Raw genomic sequence first — 15,096 nt, 5'->3', positions numbered from 1 at the left:
AGATGAACCAGGCATTGTGGATCGCAAAAACCGGACTGGATGCGCAGCAGATGCGCATGTCGGTGGTTTCCAACAACCTCGCCAACACCAACACCACCGGCTTCAAGCAGGACCGTGCCAGCTTCGAAGATCTGCTGTACCAGCAGGTGCGCCAGCCCGGTGGTTCCTCCTCGGCGCAGACCCAGCTGCCGACCGGCCTGCAGCTCGGCACCGGCGTGCGCGTGGTCGCCACCGCCAAGAACTTCGAACAGGGTGGCCAGCAGCAGACCGGCCGCGCCCTGGACGTGATGGTCAACGGCCGCGGCTTCTTCGAAGTGCAGATGCCCGATGGCAGCTCGGCCTACACCCGTGATGGCTCGTTCAAGATCAACCAGGACAGCGAGCTGGTCACCAACAGCGGCTATCCGGTGCAGCCGGGCATCCAGATTCCCGAAGGCGCGCAATCGGTCACCATCGGTACCGACGGCACCATCAGCGTGAAGATGGCCGACGGTGCCGCTTCGGTGGAAGTGGGCGCGCTGACCCTGACCGACTTCGTCAATCCGGCCGGCCTGCAGGCCCGTGGCGAAAACCTGTTCCTGGAGACCACCGCGTCCGGCCCGGCACAGAACGGCAATCCCGGCCTCAATGGCCTGGGCACCGTGGTGCAGGGCGCGCTGGAAGGCAGCAACGTCAATGTGGTGGAAGAGCTGGTGTCGATGATCGAAACCCAGCGCGCCTACGAAATGAACGCCAAGGCGATCTCCACCACCGATTCGATGCTCGGCTACCTCAACAACAAGCTCTGACCGGCCCAACCGGGAAACCGCCATGTCGCCCCTTTCCAACTTCGCCCGTACCGCCCTCGCCTGCGCCGTGGCCGCCCTGCTCGGTGGCTGCGTGATCGCGGGCGACGTGCGCCCCTACCCGACGATGGCACCGATCCAGCCGATCATGCCGCCGCAGGCCCAGCCGACCGCTGGCGCGATCTATGCCGCTGGCCCGACCCTGCAGCTGTACTCGGACCGTCGCGCACGCGACGTAGGCGACCTGCTGACGATCAGCCTGCTGGAAAACACCACCGCGCAGACCAGTGCCAACACCGCCACCAACAAGGAATCGAACCTGAGCCTGGGCACACCGTCCATCTTCGGCGCACCGGTCACCCTGGGCGGCAAGGACATCCTGAGCGCCACGGCCAAGGGTGCACGTGACTTCACCGGCAAGGGCAACAGCGCACAGAGCAACCGCCTGCAGGGCAACGTCACGGTCACCGTGATCCAGCGCCTGCCCAACGGCAACCTGGTGGTGCAGGGGCAGAAGAACCTGCGCCTGAACCAGGGCGATGAACTGGTGCAGGTGCAGGGCATCGTCCGTCCCGGCGACATCAGCCCGGACAACACCATTCCGTCCAGCCGCGTGGCCGAGGCCCGCATCGTCTACGGCGGTCGCGGCCCGGTCGCGCAGTCCAACGCGATGGGTTGGCTGAGCCGCTTCTTCAACTCCGGCCTGACGCCGTTCTGAGTATGGCCATGAAACTCTTCTCCTCTTCTTCCTGGAAGCGACGCATGGCGTCGCTCTACTGTGGCATGTTCATGGTCTTCGCGGTGGTGGCCCCTGCCAGCGCCGAGCGCATCAAGGACCTGGCCCAGGTCGGCGGCGTGCGCGGCAATGCGCTGGTGGGTTATGGCCTGGTGGTCGGCCTGGATGGCAGCGGCGACCGCACCAGCCAGGCACCCTTCACCGTGCAGAGCCTGAAGAACCTGCTCGGTGAGCTGGGCGTCAACGTACCGCCGAACGTCAACCCGCAGCTGAAGAACGTGGCCGCCGTGGCGATCCACGCCGAGCTGCCACCGTTCGCCAAGCCGGGCCAGCCGATCGACATCACCGTGTCCTCGATCGGCAACGCGGTGTCGCTGCGCGGCGGTTCACTGCTGATGGCGCCGTTGCGCGGCGCCGATGGCCAGATCTACGCCATCGCCCAGGGCAACCTGATCGTCGGCGGCTTCGGCGCGCAAGGCAAGGACGGCTCCCGCGTCTCGGTGAACGTGCCCAGCGTCGGCCGCATTCCCAACGGTGCCACCGTTGAACGCGCCCTGCCCGACCCGCTGGCCAACGGCGGCGACATCACGCTGAACCTGCACAACAACGACTTCACCACGGTCTCGCGCATGGTTGCCGCGCTCAACAACGCCTTCGGCGAAGGTGCGGCGCGTGCGGTCGATGGCGTGACCGTGGCGGTCACCGCGCCGACCGACCCAGGCGCGCGCATCGGCCTGCTGGCACGCATCGAGAACCTCGAACTGACCCCGGGCAGCGCCCCGGCCAAGGTGGTGGTCAATTCGCGTACCGGCACCGTGGTCATCGGCCAGCAGGTGCGCGTGGGACCGGCGGCGATCTCGCATGGTTCGCTGACCGTGACCATCCAGGAAAACACCAACGTCAGCCAGCCCAATGCGCTGTCCGGCGGCCGCACCGTGGCCAGCCCGCAGTCGACCATCACCGCCACCAACGACGGCAGCCGCATGTTCAAGTTCAGCGGCGGCACCACCCTGGACGAGATCGTGCACGCGGTGAACGCCGTGGGCGCGGCACCGGGCGATCTCATCGCGATCCTGGAAGCCCTGAAGCAGGCCGGCGCACTGAGTGCCGAGCTCGAGGTGATCTGATATGCGTATCACTCCCGCATTCGATCTGCACCCGGCGCAACAGAACGATCCGGCCAAGATCGACAAGGTCGCGCGCCAGCTGGAAGGCCAGTTCGCGCAGATGCTGGTCAAGAGCATGCGTGACGCCAGCTTCGGCGACTCGCTGTTCCCCGGCGAAAACAAGATGTTCCGCGAGATGTACGACCAGAAGATTGCCGAGGCGATGACCCGCGGCAAGGGCCTGGGACTGTCGGGCATGATCAGCCGGCAGCTGTCCGGCCAGGCCGCCGACGGCCCGGCACTGGATACCCGCGTGGACCCGGCCAAGGCCAGTCGTGCCTACCAGCTCAATGCACCGGCCAAGCCGGCACCGTCGCTGCCGCTGGAAGACGGCAGCCAGGCCGTGCGCCTGCTGCAGCAGATGGCCGCCGGTGCACAGCACGGTGCGCAGGCGGCAGTCGCACCGATGGAACAGGCGCTGGACCTGATCGCCGGGCGCGAAAGCAGCAGCATGCATCGCTCGCTGGGCACCGACGATCCGTACATCGGCAGCCTGCAGGGCGAGGACTGGGCCGCCAACAGCGACCAGTGGTCGGCCACCGCCAGCAATCGCGGCACCGCGATCAGCCCGGCCGATGCGATGGCCACCCGTACCGCCGTCGCCCAGCTGGGCGAGCACACCCCGGAAGGCTTCGTTGCCAGCATCTGGCAGCACGCGCAGAGTGCAGCCAAGGAACTGGGCGTGGATGCCCGCGCCCTGGTGGCCCAGGCGGCGCTGGAAACCGGCTGGGGCAAGCGCCACATCAAGCATGCCGACGGCAGCACTTCGCACAACCTGTTCGGCATCAAGGCCAATGGCTGGAACGGCCAGCGCGCCGTAGCCGGCACCCATGAATATGTCGATGGCGTGCGCCGCAACGAGACCGCCAGCTTCCGTGCCTACGGTTCGCCGGCCGAAAGCTTCGCCGACTACGTGCGCCTGCTGAAGACCAGCCCGCGTTACCAGCAGGCCCTGCAGGCCGGCACCGACGTGCAGGGCTTCGCCCGCGGCCTGCAGCGCGCCGGCTATGCCACCGATCCGCGTTACGCGGCCAAGATCGCCGCGATTGCCGGCGGCCCGACCATCGAGCGCGCCGTAAGCGCCGTGGCCGATGCAGGCAGCCGCCTTGGCCAGACCTTCGCCAGCACCGCAACCGCGGCGCTGGGTATCACTCGTCGTTGAGGAACCCCATGTCCAGCGTACTTTCCACCGGTACCGGTGCCCTGCTCGCCTTCCAGCGTGCGTTGGCGACCACCAGCCACAACGTGGCCAACCTCAACACGCCTGGCTACAGCCGGCAGAAGGTCAACTTCGCCACCGCCGATCCGCAGAACTACGGTTACGGCACGGTCGGCAACGGTACCCGCATCACCGACATCCGCCGCACGGCCGACCAGCTGGCGATCTCGCGCCTGCTCGACAGCAGCGGCGAACTGGCGCGCCTGAAGCAGCTCTCGGGCATGGCCGACCGGGTCAATGCGCTGTTCTCCGATCCGGCCACCAACGTCTCCGGTGTGTGGTCGAACTTCTTCGACTCGGTCAGCGGCCTGTCCTCCAATGCCGCCGGCACCGCCGACCGCCAGAACATGCTTGATGGCGGCAAGGCCCTGGCGAACCGTTTCGTGCAGCTCAACACGCACCTGAACAATCTCAACGGCGAGGTCAACAACGGCCTGCTGGCCGGTGCCACCGAGGTCAATCGCCTGGCGCAGGAGATCGCGCAGATCAATGGTGCCATCGGCACCAACATCGCCAACGCCGCCCCCGACCTGCTCGACCGCCGCGACCAGCTGATCACCCAGCTGATTGGCTACACCGGCGGCACGGCGGTGATCCAGGACGGCGGCATCATGAATGTCTACACCGCCGGCGGCAACGCGCTGGTGGTGGGCACCACGGCGACCAAGGTCACTACCGTGGCCGACCCGTACCAACCGGAACGCCTGCAGCTGGTGCTTGAAACCCAGGGCAATACGATCCGGCTCGACCCGAAGGCGGTCGGTGGCCAGATCGGCGGCCTGCTGGAGTTCCGCGACACCGTGCTGACCCCGGCCCAGGCCGAACTGGGCAAGCTGGCCGTGGGCCTGGCCGAGAGCTTCAACCAGGCCCACCACCAGGGCGTGGACCTGTACGGCAAGCTGGGCGGCGACTTCTTCAACATCGGCAATCCGCGCGTCACCGCCAACAATGCCAACACCGGCACCGCCAGCCTCACCGCCACCTATGGCGACCTGGGCAAGCTGGACGCGCAGAACGTGGTGCTGCAGTTCGATGGCAGCAACTGGAAGGCCAGCCGTGCCGACACCGGCGCCAATGTTCCGCTGACCGGCACCGGCACGGCCGCCGATCCGCTGGTGATCAACGGCGTCAAAATGGTTGTCGGCGGCACTCCGGCTGCCAATGACCGCTTCCTGCTGCAGCCGACCGCCGGCGTGGCCGGCAGCATGGAGATCGCGATCACCGATCCGTCGCGCATTGCTGCCGCTGCGGCAGTCAAGGGCGCCGCAGCCACCGCCAACACCGGCACCGGCAAGCTGAGCGGCGTCACCGTCACCGATTCGAACAACGCCAACCTGCGCAATCCGGCGGCGATCGTGTTCACCTCGGCCACCACCTACACCATCGATGGCGGCCCGCCACAGACCTACACCCCTGGCCAGACCATCAGCGCCAACGGCTGGAGCTTCGTGCTGGACGGTGCGCCCAAGGTCGGCGACACCTTCAACATCACCCCGACCCCGGCCGGCTCCTCCGACAACAGCAATGCCTCCAAGCTGGCCAAGGTGGAGAGCGCCAAGGCGTTCAACGCCGGCACGGTGACGCTGAACGGCGCGCTGGGTGGCCTGACCACCCAGGTCGGTGCCGCGGCCCGTTCGGCCGAGTACTCGCTGGATGCCCAGCTGGTGATCAATGACAAGGCGCAGGAGGCCCGCGACGAGGTATCCGGCGTCAATCTGGATGAAGAAGCAGCCGACATGTTGCGCCTGCAGCAGGCCTACCAGGCCGCCTCGCAGCTGATCTCCACCGCCGACAGCATGTTCCAGACCATCCTGGGAGCCGTCCGCCGATGAGCAGCCGCATCTCCACCAGCATGATGTTCAACCAGTCCGTGTCGCTGATGATGGCCAAGCAGGCCAAGCTCAGCCACCTGGAGCAGCAGATCGCCACCGGCAGCAAGATCGTCAGCGCCAAGGACGATCCGGTCGGCGCCGGTGCTGCCGTTGGCCTGGACCGCAGCCTGGCCGCACTGGACCGGATGAAGCTCAATGCCGGCAACGTGCAGAACCGCCTGGGCGTGCAGGAAAACACCCTGGCACAGGTCAACGATCTGATGGGTCGGGTCAACGACCTGACCATCCAGGCCAGCAACCCCGCCTTGAGCGCGGCCGACAAAAAGACGCTGATCACCGAACTGAACCAGATCCGCGACGGCCTGCTGTCGCTGGCCAACGCCGACGACGGCACCGGCCGCTACGTGTTCGGCGGCACCAACGACGGTGACCCGCCGTTCGCCAAGATCAATGGCAAGGTGGTCTACCGTGGTGACCAGACCCAGCGCCAGGTCGAAGTCGGCCCGGATACCTATGTGCGTGATTCGCTGCCCGGCAGCGAGATCTTCATGCGCATCCCCACCGGCGACGGCTTCGTCGACGGCGGTGCCGCGGCGGGCAATACCGGCAATGGCGTGCTGACCAACATCACCCGCGACGGCAGCGACAGCTGGAACGGCCAGAGTTTCAGCGTCCGCTTCACCGCAGCCAACCAGTACGAAGTGCTCGATGGCGCCGGCAACGTGACCGGTACCGGCACCTACAAGGCCGGTGACAATCTCGAAGTAAACGGGGTGCGCCTGCAGATCACCGGTGCCCCCGCTGCGGGCGACAGCTTCAATGTGAAGCCTGCGACCAGCCGCGACATCTTTGACACCATGGACAAACTGATCGCCGCGCTGGATGCCGATACCGGTACCACGGCGAAGATGAGCGCACAGCAGAACGCGCTGCAGAATGCGCTGCGCGACGTGGCACGCGCGTCGGAACGGATGATCGACTCACGTGCAGCCGGCGGCGCGCAGCTGAAGGCGCTGGACAATGCCGCCGACATGCGTGAAGCCAACAGCGTGACCCTGAAGACTACGCTGTCGCAGATGCGCGACCTGGATTATGCCGATGCGCTGAGCCAGTACCAGTTGCAGAGCACGGCACTGCAGGCTGCGCAGACGATCTTCTCGCAGATGCAGTCGATGTCGTTGTTCAACAAGATCCGCTGACGCATCTCCTGCGTCACCCCTGAAAGGCCGCGATGCCCTGCATCGCGGCCTTTTTCGTTTCTGCACCCATGGCCCGCTGCGCTCGCCGGGCATGGCCCGGCGCTACCGAAAGGCTGGCTCTGGTAGCGCCCGGCCATGCCCGGCGGATTTTCCGTGATTACCCATCAAGCCCGGCGCTGCCCCGCCGATACCTTCATCAGCGCTGGCTGGGCATGCCCAACCGCCTCCTCCGGGGCTCGAAAAGCCCGGAAAAACGGCCTCCGGCAACGAAATCCGGCCTCAACGGAATTCACGGCTAAAGGTTGTTGACAAAGCGCCGTTATTCATTTGGCAACAGCGAAGCACACAGCCACACAAAAAAACAGGCGGCGCTTCGTTTCATTCACCAACGGGTTCCATATAAGAGGAGACGACCCCATGGCACAGGTAATCAACACCAATACGATGTCGCTCAACGCTCAGCGCAACCTGAGCACCAGCGGCAGCTCGCTCGCTACCACCATCCAGCGCCTCTCGTCCGGCCTGCGCATCAACAGCGCGAAGGACGATGCAGCCGGCCTGGCCATCAGCGAGCGCTTCACTACCCAGATCCGTGGTCTGGACGTGGCCATCCGCAACGCCAACGACGGCATCTCGCTGGCTCAGGTCGCCGAAGGTTCGCTGAGTGAAGTCGGCAACAACCTGCAGCGCATCCGTGAACTGGCGGTGCAGTCCTCCAACGCCACCAACTCGGCCAGCGACCGCAAGGCCCTGCAGGCCGAAGTGACCCAGCTGGTCTCGGAAGTGGACCGCGTCGCCAAGCAGGCCGACTTCAACGGCACCAAGCTGCTGGACGGCTCCTTCACCAGCCAGCTGTTCCAGGTGGGTGCCAACGCCGGCCAGGCCATCGCCATCAACAGCGTGGTCAACGCCAAGGCCGATTCGCTGGGCGCCGCCTCCTTCGCCAACGGCTACACCGGCACCGCGCTGGCGACCGACAAGGCCACCGCCGACACCACCTACTCCGGCCTGCAGATCTCGGTAACCCCGCCGGGCGGCACCGCCACCACGATCACCGTCAACGACTTCACCGTGAAGGCGGGCGAGTCGATCACCTCGGCCACCTCCGCTGCGATCAACAACAAGCTGGGCGAAACCGGCGTCATGGCCTCGGTCAATGCCGGCGTGATCAGCCTGGCTTCGGTCAAGGACGGCCAGACCTTCACCCTCGGCGTCAGCGCCGCGACCCCGCCGACCGGCGCCACCGCCGCGACCATCGCCGGCCTCGGCCTGACCGAGACCAGCACCAATGGCGGCACGCTCACCGGCACCTCGGCCAGCTTCGTCAAGGACCTGAACGTCACCACCGCCGAAGGCGCGCAGAAGGCGCTGTCGATCGTCGACAAGGCCCTGGAATCGGTCAACAGCGTCCGCGCCGACCTCGGTGCGATCCAGAACCGCTTCACCTCGGTGGTGGCCAACCTGCAGACCTCCTCGGAGAACCTGTCGGCCTCGCGCAGCCGCATCCGCGATACCGACTTCGCCAAGGAAACCGCCGAACTGACCCGCACCCAGATCCTGCAGCAGGCCGGTACGGCCATGCTGGCCCAGGCCAACCAGGTACCGCAGAACGTGCTCAGCCTGTTGCAGCGCTGACATGAGCCGCCCCCGGGGCACGTCGGGGGCGTCTAACCCAACTCACGTGCAACCGCTCAAGGACCTCTCCTCATGGCACAAGTCATCAACACCAATACGATGTCGTTGAATGCTCAGCGTAACCTGAGCACCAGCGGCAGCTCGCTGGCCACCACCATCCAGCGCCTGTCCTCCGGTTCGCGCATCAACAGCGCCAAGGACGACGCCGCTGGCCTGGCGATCTCCGAGCGCTTCGGCACCCAGATCCGTGGTACCGACGTCGCCATCCGCAATGCCAACGACGGCATTTCGCTGGCCCAGGTCGCCGAAGGTTCGCTGACCGAGATCGGCAACAACCTGCAGCGCGTCCGCGAGCTGTCGGTGCAGGCCTCCAACGCCACCAACTCGGCCAGCGACCGCAAGGCGCTGCAGGCCGAAGTCACCCAGCTGGTCTCGGAAATCGACCGCGTCGCCAAGCAGTCGGACTTCAACGGCACCAAGCTGCTCGATGGCACGTTCTCCAGCCAGCTGTTCCAGGTCGGCGCCAATGCCGGCCAGGCCATCGCCATCGACAAGACCATCGACGCCAAGGCGAACGCCCTGGGCGGCGCACAGTTCTCCAGCGGTACCGCAACGGCAATCGCCGGTACCGCAGACACTGACACCGCGGTGGCCGCGTTCACCATCACCGACAGCAAGGGCACCGTCTTCAACTTCGGCGCCATGACGGTCAAGAGTGTCGGTGATGCTGCCGCCAACACCGCTGCAAACGGCAAGGCCGTCGTTGCCGCCATCAATGCGAAAATAGGCGAAACTGGCGTACTGGCCGAAACCGATGCCGCCGGCGCGCTGACCCTGACTTCGGTCAAGGACAGTGTGAACAACGCGGGCGCTTTCACTGCCATCGGCAGCTCGCTGGCCGGATTCGCAGCGGCAACCCCGGTCCCGGGCAAGCAGTTCGCCGACAAGATCGACGTGTCCACCGTGAAGGGCGCGCAGCAGGCGATGGAAGTGGTCGACAAGGCCCTGGGTGCGATCAACAGCACCCGTGCTGACCTCGGTGCGATCCAGAACCGCTTCACCTCGGTGGTGGCCAACCTGCAGACCTCGTCGGAAAACCTGTCGGCTTCGCGTAGCCGCATCAAGGACACCGACTTTGCCAAGGAAACCGCCGAACTGACCCGCACCCAGATCCTGCAGCAGGCCGGTACGGCCATGCTGGCCCAGGCCAACCAGGTGCCGCAGGGCGTGCTCAGCCTGCTGCGCTGATCCGCTGACCGATCGACCTCCGGGCGTCGCATGAAGCGGCGCCCGGATCCTGAAATACGTTTCACCTTCGCCAAAGGAAAAGCACCATGGCACAAGTCATCAACACCAATACGATGTCGTTGAACGCTCAGCGCAACCTGAGCACCAGCGGCAGCTCGCTGGCCACCACCATCCAGCGCCTGTCCTCCGGTTCGCGCATCAACAGCGCCAAGGACGATGCGGCCGGCCTGGCCATCTCCGAGCGCTTCGGCACCCAGATCCGCGGTACCGACGTGGCCATCCGCAATGCCAACGACGGCATCTCGCTGGCCCAGGTCGCCGAAGGTTCGCTGACCGAAATCGGCAACAACCTGCAGCGCGTCCGCGAGCTGTCGGTGCAGGCCTCCAACGCCACCAACTCGGCCAGCGACCGCAAGGCGCTGCAGGCCGAAGTCACCCAGCTGGTCTCGGAAATCGACCGCGTCGCCAAGCAGTCGGACTTCAACGGCACCAAGCTGCTCGATGGCACGTTCTCCAGCCAGCTGTTCCAGGTCGGCGCCAATGCCGGCCAGGCCATCGCCATCGACAAGACCATCGATGCGAAAGCGGGTTCGCTCGGCACCTCGACATTCGCAAGCGGTGCAACTGACGCACTGGCCGCCAGTACCGACGGGTCGCGTATTACCGGCAAGGTAATGGGCGTGGACATCGGCACCGTCGAGATCAAGGCCGGTGCCACCACCGCCGATGCTTCCAAGGCGGTCGCCACCGCGATCAACGCCAAGATCGGCGAAGCCGGCCTCTATGCCGAGGCGAATGCCGATGGCTCGATGAAACTGACCTCGGTGAAAGAAGGCAAGGCCGTCGTCGCTGCCGACATCGCTCTTGAGCGCAGCGACCTGACCGCCGCTACCGGCGTGTGGAGCGCGAAGGCTGCGGCTGGTGCGTACAACGCTGGCACTGCCACCGCCGCCAACGTGCAGAAGCTGGACGTGAGCACCGTGCTTGGTGCACAGCAGGCGATGGAAGTGGTCGACAAGGCCCTGGGTGCGATCAACAGCACCCGTGCCGACCTCGGTGCGATCCAGAACCGCTTCACCTCGGTCGTCGCGAATCTGCAGACCTCGTCGGAAAACCTGTCGGCTTCGCGTAGCCGCATCAAGGACACCGACTTTGCCAAGGAAACCGCCGAACTGACCCGCACCCAGATCCTGCAGCAGGCCGGTACGGCCATGCTGGCCCAGGCCAACCAGGTGCCGCAGGGCGTGCTCAGCCTGCTGCGCTGATCCACGGCGAGAAGGCGCCGCTGCCGTCGGGTTGAACCGATGGCAGCGGCAACCCGGAAGCCACGGTGCACGAAGGCGCGGGCCATGCCCGGCCCGGGAACTCTCCCGAACCGGCTTGGCATCGCCCGCTCCTGCGGACCTCTCTTTCAGCGCTGTACCTTTGACTGTACGTAGCGGGCGGCTTCGTCTCCCCCCGATTGTCAGTAGCCTGATCCCTCCCCTGCATTGGGGGAGGGTCTTTTGCAGACTCCCGGCAGCCCGCGGTGAACTTCCCCGCACCCTGCCCCAACGCTCCTGCAACCTGCGTGCCAGAACCCGCGCCAGACCATTGGCACGGCGCATGCATCAACGAAGTCCTCAAGACCCAGCGGCGCAGGCCGCTATTTTCGTTGACGACGGGCCACCGCACGACGGCCAGGCCCGTATACCAGGAGAAACGACGTGGCAGACTTTGGATACGGTGGCATTGGCTCGGGACTCAACATCTCGGACATCGTCAACAAGCTGGTCGCAGCCGACCGCAAGCCCGCCGACAACGCACTGAACCTGCAGCAGTCCAAGACCAAGATGCAGCTGTCGTCTGTCGGCACGGTCACCTCGGCTTTCGACAAGCTGAAGACCGCTCTGACTGCACTGAAAGCCACCACGGCCTTCGACACCCGTACTGTGACCGCCACCGGCAAGGCACAGCCAGGCAACACCGACGATGTGCTGACCGCGTCGGTTGCGCTGTACGACCTGGGCACCAGCAAGGCAGCCGCCGCCAACGGCACCCACAAGATCGACGTGAAAAACCTGGCGTCGGCGCACAAGCTGATCGCCGACACCTCGGTGCCCAAGACCGATACCTTCGGCGCCGGAACCTTGACGCTGACCGTCGGCGTGGGCGACAAGGCCAAGACCATGAACATCGAGGTCGAGGCCGGCGACACGCTGACCACGGTGCGCAACAAGATCGATGCCGCCGGCCGAAAGGAAGGCGTACAGGCCACGCTGATCAGTTCCGGCGACAACCAGTACCTGTCCATCGCGCAGGAAAAGACCGGCGCGGCCAGCGCGATCAAGCTGGAGTACGGTGGCAGCGACCCGAAACTGGGCGCGCTGGTCGGCAGCCTTAAGGAAAACAGCCCGGCCACCGATGCACTGCTGACCATCGACGGCGTGGAAGTGGTGAGCGCCAGCAACACCGTGACCGACGCAGTGCCGGGGCTGACCCTGAATCTGAAGGTGAAGGGACTGAGCACCGTCGTCATCAGCACCGACACCACCGCCGCGACCAAGGTGATGCAGGAGTTCGTGACCGCCTACAACGCGGCCATCGCGGCGATCAACACTGAAACCAAGTACGACGCGAAGACCAAGGAAGCCTCCGCGCTGACCGGCGATGCACAGATGCGCGGCGCGCTCGCCCAGCTGCGTTCAACGATGTCCGGCGTGCTGTTGGACCTTGCAGGCGACAAGCTCGACGCCAAGGCGCTGGGCCTGCAGACGCGTGGCTACCCCAACGCCGATGGCACCCTGGTGCTGGATACCACCAAGTTCGCTGCCGCCCTCGCCGCCCAACCCGAAAAGATCCGCCAGGCGATCACCGGCGATACCGGCGGCGCCGGCCGGCTGTACACGATGGTCGACGGCTACGTCAGCACCACGGTCGGCAAGGAAGGTGCATTCGTCGCCCGCACCAAGGGCCTGAACAGCACCCTGGACAACATCGACAAGCGTCGCAAGGACCTGGACGCACGCATGGTCGGTGTCGAAGCCCGCTATAAGAAGCAGTTCGTGGCACTGGACAGCCTGATGGGCAAGCTGCAGCAGAGCAGCAACACGCTGTCGCAGCAGCTGTCACAGCTGAACCGCTAAAGGAATGCGTTCGACGCTCAAGTTTGGCGTGTAACGCACCGATAACGGACGCAACAGCAATCAACGCCGCACCGCCGGCAACGGTCCCCACGACCTGCCGGCGGCACCCCGCGCAAGGAGAATCACGAATGTACGGTTCCAGCCGTCAATATGCCGAGCAGTACCGCCAGGTGGGAGTGACCAGTGCGGTCGCCGATGCCGATCCGCACAAGCTGGTGGCGATGCTGCTGGCCGGTGCGCTGGAGCGCGTGCGGCGTGCCCTGGCCAGCCTCGAGCGTGGCGACCAGGCCGGCAAGGGCAAGGCGATCGGCGAGGTCTGTGCGATCGTCGGCCACCTCAACGGCTCGCTGGATCATGAAGCCGGCGGCGAGATCGCCGGAAATCTGTCGGCGCTGTATGACTATGTGCTGCAGCGCCTGACCGAGGCCAACCTGCACAACGACCGTGCCGCGCTGGATGAGTCGCTGCAGCTGCTGGGCGAGATCGACAGCGCCTGGAATGCGATTCCGCATGAGCAGCGACGCCCGGCGGCGGTGGCACCATGAGCGTGCTTGAGCTAAACGCAAAGCTCGATGCCTTCGAGAAGGCGCTCGGCGAAGAAGCCTTCGAACAGGCCGACAGCCTGCTGGATGGCCACGACAGCGCCCTGCACGCCCTGCTGAGCCAGCCACTGACCGATGCCGACCACGCGCCGCTGTCGGCGCTGCTGGAACGTCAGCAGAGCCTGCTCGGCCTGCTGCGCCAGCGCCGCGATGCGGTATCGGTGCAGCTGCATGATGGCCGCCGTTCCCTTCGCGCGGCGCATGCCTACCTGCAGGCAGAATCGCTGGCATGACCCAATTGCCGACCACGTCGCTGCACCACCCGGCCGAGAGCGAACTGTTCGACGAAACGCTCAGCTGCGAACTGGCACTGCCGGCCGAATTTCAAGCGGGCAGCGCCGCTGGCCGTACCAGCAGCGCCGAAGGCCTGCTGCGCAGCCTGGCGCTGGTCGAGGACAGCCGGGTCGACGAACATGAAGAACGCAGTGAAGCCAGCCTGCAGCTGCAGCGCCTGGAGGCCAAGCTGGACCTGGCGATGGTGCTGCTCGGCCGGCTGGTTCGCCAGCAGGGCCAGGAGCTGACCCTGCGCCCGGTGCGCTGGTCACGCCGCGGCATCCGCCTGCAACTGGGGCCGCGCAGCGGCGCCAGTCCCGGCCAGGCCGGCGTGGTTCGCCTGCAGCCCAGCGACTGGCTGCCCGACCATATTGACCTGCCGGTGGAGGTGATTGCCGAAGCCGCTGATGGCGGCGGTGGTCACTATCTCTGGCTGCGCTTCCAGCGCCTCGGTGACGGCCTGGAAATGGCGATGGAGCGGCATCTGTTCCGCCTGCATCGTCGCCAGGTGGCCGAAGCGCGTCGCGCACGCTGAAAGCTGTCAGCATGAAGCAGTACGGACGGCCCTTGGCGTGCCCGTTCAGCTAAGTTAAGGTGGACTCCCCTCACGGACCTCCAACGTGCCTGTGCGAGTTCTCATCGTCGACGATCACACCCTTGTCCGCGCCGGCCTGGCGCGGCTGTTGCAGGGGTTTGCCGACGTGCAGCTCGTCGCCGAGGCCAGCAATGCCGAGCAGGCACTGCAGCTGGCACTGCAGCACGCCCCGGACGTGATCCTGATGGACCTGTCACTGCCCGGCCGCACCGGCCTGGAAGCCCTCAGCGACATCCGCCTGCGCGCCCCTGGCACCCGGGTGGTGATGATGACCATGCACGACGACGCCGCGCACGTGCGCGATGCACTCGATCGCGGTGCGGTCGGGTTCCTGGTCAAGGATGCCGCACCGCAGGAACTGGAACTGGCGCTGCGCGCCGCGCACGCCGGCCAGGTATTCCTGAGCCCGCAGATCTCCGCCAAGATGCTGGCGCCGATGCTTGGGCGCGAGAAACCCACCGGCATCGCCGCATTGTCGCCGCGCCAGCGCGAGATCCTGCGCCGCATCGGCAAGGGCGAGAGCAACAAGGAAATCGCCGCCGACCTCGGCATCAGCGTCAAGACGGTGGAAACCCACCGTGCACGCATGATGGAGTCGCTGGGCTGCCGCCGCGCCAACGACCTGTTGCTGCTCGCCGCGCGCCACCAGCACGAGCTGGAATAAGCGCCAGCCTCGGCGGC

General features: G+C 66.0%; 14 protein-coding genes. All 14 read left to right on the top strand.

Features of this window, described 5'->3' with window-relative positions; genetic code table 11:
- Positions 1–2: 2 nt before the first annotated feature.
- The 14 genes from flgG (at position 3) to AC3ITW_RS10320 (ending at position 15,079) form a co-directional block, all read left to right on the top strand.
- Positions 3–788, top strand: coding sequence for a flagellar basal-body rod protein FlgG (gene flgG / locus AC3ITW_RS10385; RefSeq protein WP_005409571.1), 786 nt, complete (start codon positions 3–5; stop codon positions 786–788).
- 22 nt (positions 789–810) lie between these two features.
- A complete protein-coding gene (gene flgH / locus AC3ITW_RS10380; protein ID WP_065723231.1) occupies positions 811–1,503 on the top strand; it encodes a flagellar basal body L-ring protein FlgH in 693 nt (230 codons plus the stop codon).
- A 2-nt stretch (positions 1,504–1,505) separates the two neighbouring features.
- The gene (locus tag AC3ITW_RS10375; protein ID WP_489390318.1) at positions 1,506–2,648 is read left to right on the top strand and encodes a flagellar basal body P-ring protein FlgI; all 1,143 of its coding nucleotides are present in this window, start codon (positions 1,506–1,508) and stop codon (positions 2,646–2,648) included.
- Between the two features lies 1 nt (position 2,649).
- On the top strand, positions 2,650–3,849 hold the full coding sequence (flgJ, locus tag AC3ITW_RS10370) for a flagellar assembly peptidoglycan hydrolase FlgJ (RefSeq protein WP_489390317.1): 1,200 nt from the start codon (positions 2,650–2,652) through the stop codon (positions 3,847–3,849).
- A gap of 8 nt (positions 3,850–3,857) precedes the next feature.
- Entirely contained in the window at positions 3,858–5,738 is a 1,881-nt protein-coding gene (flgK, locus tag AC3ITW_RS10365; protein WP_489390316.1) for a flagellar hook-associated protein FlgK, read from the top strand.
- Positions 5,735–6,937, top strand: a complete 1,203-nt coding sequence (gene flgL / locus AC3ITW_RS10360; protein WP_489390315.1) for a flagellar hook-associated protein FlgL — start codon at positions 5,735–5,737, stop codon at positions 6,935–6,937. Before flgK ends, flgL begins: the two co-directional genes overlap by 4 nt.
- A 417-nt stretch (positions 6,938–7,354) precedes the next feature.
- Entirely contained in the window at positions 7,355–8,572 is a 1,218-nt protein-coding gene (locus AC3ITW_RS10355; RefSeq protein ID WP_053449679.1) for a flagellin, read from the top strand.
- A gap of 72 nt (positions 8,573–8,644) precedes the next feature.
- Positions 8,645–9,820, top strand: a complete 1,176-nt coding sequence (locus AC3ITW_RS10350; protein WP_100434593.1) for a flagellin — start codon at positions 8,645–8,647, stop codon at positions 9,818–9,820.
- Between the two features lie 86 nt (positions 9,821–9,906).
- Positions 9,907–11,085 (top strand): flagellin, encoded by a 1,179-nt coding sequence (locus AC3ITW_RS10345; RefSeq protein ID WP_100434592.1) that lies wholly within the window; start codon positions 9,907–9,909, stop codon positions 11,083–11,085.
- A gap of 441 nt (positions 11,086–11,526) precedes the next feature.
- Positions 11,527–12,945 carry a flagellar filament capping protein FliD gene (gene fliD / locus AC3ITW_RS10340; protein WP_065723225.1) on the top strand — a complete coding sequence of 473 codons (1,419 nt, stop codon included), beginning with the start codon at positions 11,527–11,529 and terminating at the stop codon, positions 12,943–12,945.
- 128 nt (positions 12,946–13,073) lie between these two features.
- On the top strand, positions 13,074–13,490 hold the full coding sequence (fliS, locus tag AC3ITW_RS10335; RefSeq protein WP_005416447.1) for a flagellar export chaperone FliS: 417 nt from the start codon (positions 13,074–13,076) through the stop codon (positions 13,488–13,490).
- Positions 13,487–13,780: a flagellar protein FliT gene (locus AC3ITW_RS10330; RefSeq protein WP_006365895.1), complete on the top strand. Its 294-nt coding sequence runs from the start codon at positions 13,487–13,489 to the stop codon at positions 13,778–13,780. Before fliS ends, AC3ITW_RS10330 begins: the two co-directional genes overlap by 4 nt.
- Positions 13,777–14,355, top strand: coding sequence for a PilZ domain-containing protein (locus tag AC3ITW_RS10325; protein ID WP_006365893.1), 579 nt, complete (start codon positions 13,777–13,779; stop codon positions 14,353–14,355). Before AC3ITW_RS10330 ends, AC3ITW_RS10325 begins: the two co-directional genes overlap by 4 nt.
- A gap of 91 nt (positions 14,356–14,446) precedes the next feature.
- Positions 14,447–15,079, top strand: coding sequence for a response regulator (locus AC3ITW_RS10320; protein WP_032970105.1), 633 nt, complete (start codon positions 14,447–14,449; stop codon positions 15,077–15,079).
- Positions 15,080–15,096: the final 17 nt, after the last annotated feature.

Source organism: Stenotrophomonas sp. KH_052 (assembly GCF_057838755.1).
This window is presented reverse-complemented; position numbering and strand designations above follow the sequence as displayed.

Coding starts and splice junctions, on each gene's coding strand:
- AC3ITW_RS10375 (WP_489390318.1), top strand. CDS start 1,506: ATGGCCATGAAACTCTTCTCCTCTTCTTCCTGGAAGCGACGCATGGCG.
- flgL (WP_489390315.1), top strand. CDS start 5,735: ATGAGCAGCCGCATCTCCACCAGCATGATGTTCAACCAGTCCGTGTCG.
- AC3ITW_RS10350 (WP_100434593.1), top strand. CDS start 8,645: ATGGCACAAGTCATCAACACCAATACGATGTCGTTGAATGCTCAGCGT.
- AC3ITW_RS10330 (WP_006365895.1), top strand. CDS start 13,487: ATGAGCGTGCTTGAGCTAAACGCAAAGCTCGATGCCTTCGAGAAGGCG.
- flgJ (WP_489390317.1), top strand. CDS start 2,650: ATGCGTATCACTCCCGCATTCGATCTGCACCCGGCGCAACAGAACGAT.
- AC3ITW_RS10325 (WP_006365893.1), top strand. CDS start 13,777: ATGACCCAATTGCCGACCACGTCGCTGCACCACCCGGCCGAGAGCGAA.
- flgH (WP_065723231.1), top strand. CDS start 811: ATGTCGCCCCTTTCCAACTTCGCCCGTACCGCCCTCGCCTGCGCCGTG.
- fliS (WP_005416447.1), top strand. CDS start 13,074: ATGTACGGTTCCAGCCGTCAATATGCCGAGCAGTACCGCCAGGTGGGA.
- AC3ITW_RS10355 (WP_053449679.1), top strand. CDS start 7,355: ATGGCACAGGTAATCAACACCAATACGATGTCGCTCAACGCTCAGCGC.
- flgK (WP_489390316.1), top strand. CDS start 3,858: ATGTCCAGCGTACTTTCCACCGGTACCGGTGCCCTGCTCGCCTTCCAG.
- flgG (WP_005409571.1), top strand. CDS start 3: ATGAACCAGGCATTGTGGATCGCAAAAACCGGACTGGATGCGCAGCAG.
- AC3ITW_RS10345 (WP_100434592.1), top strand. CDS start 9,907: ATGGCACAAGTCATCAACACCAATACGATGTCGTTGAACGCTCAGCGC.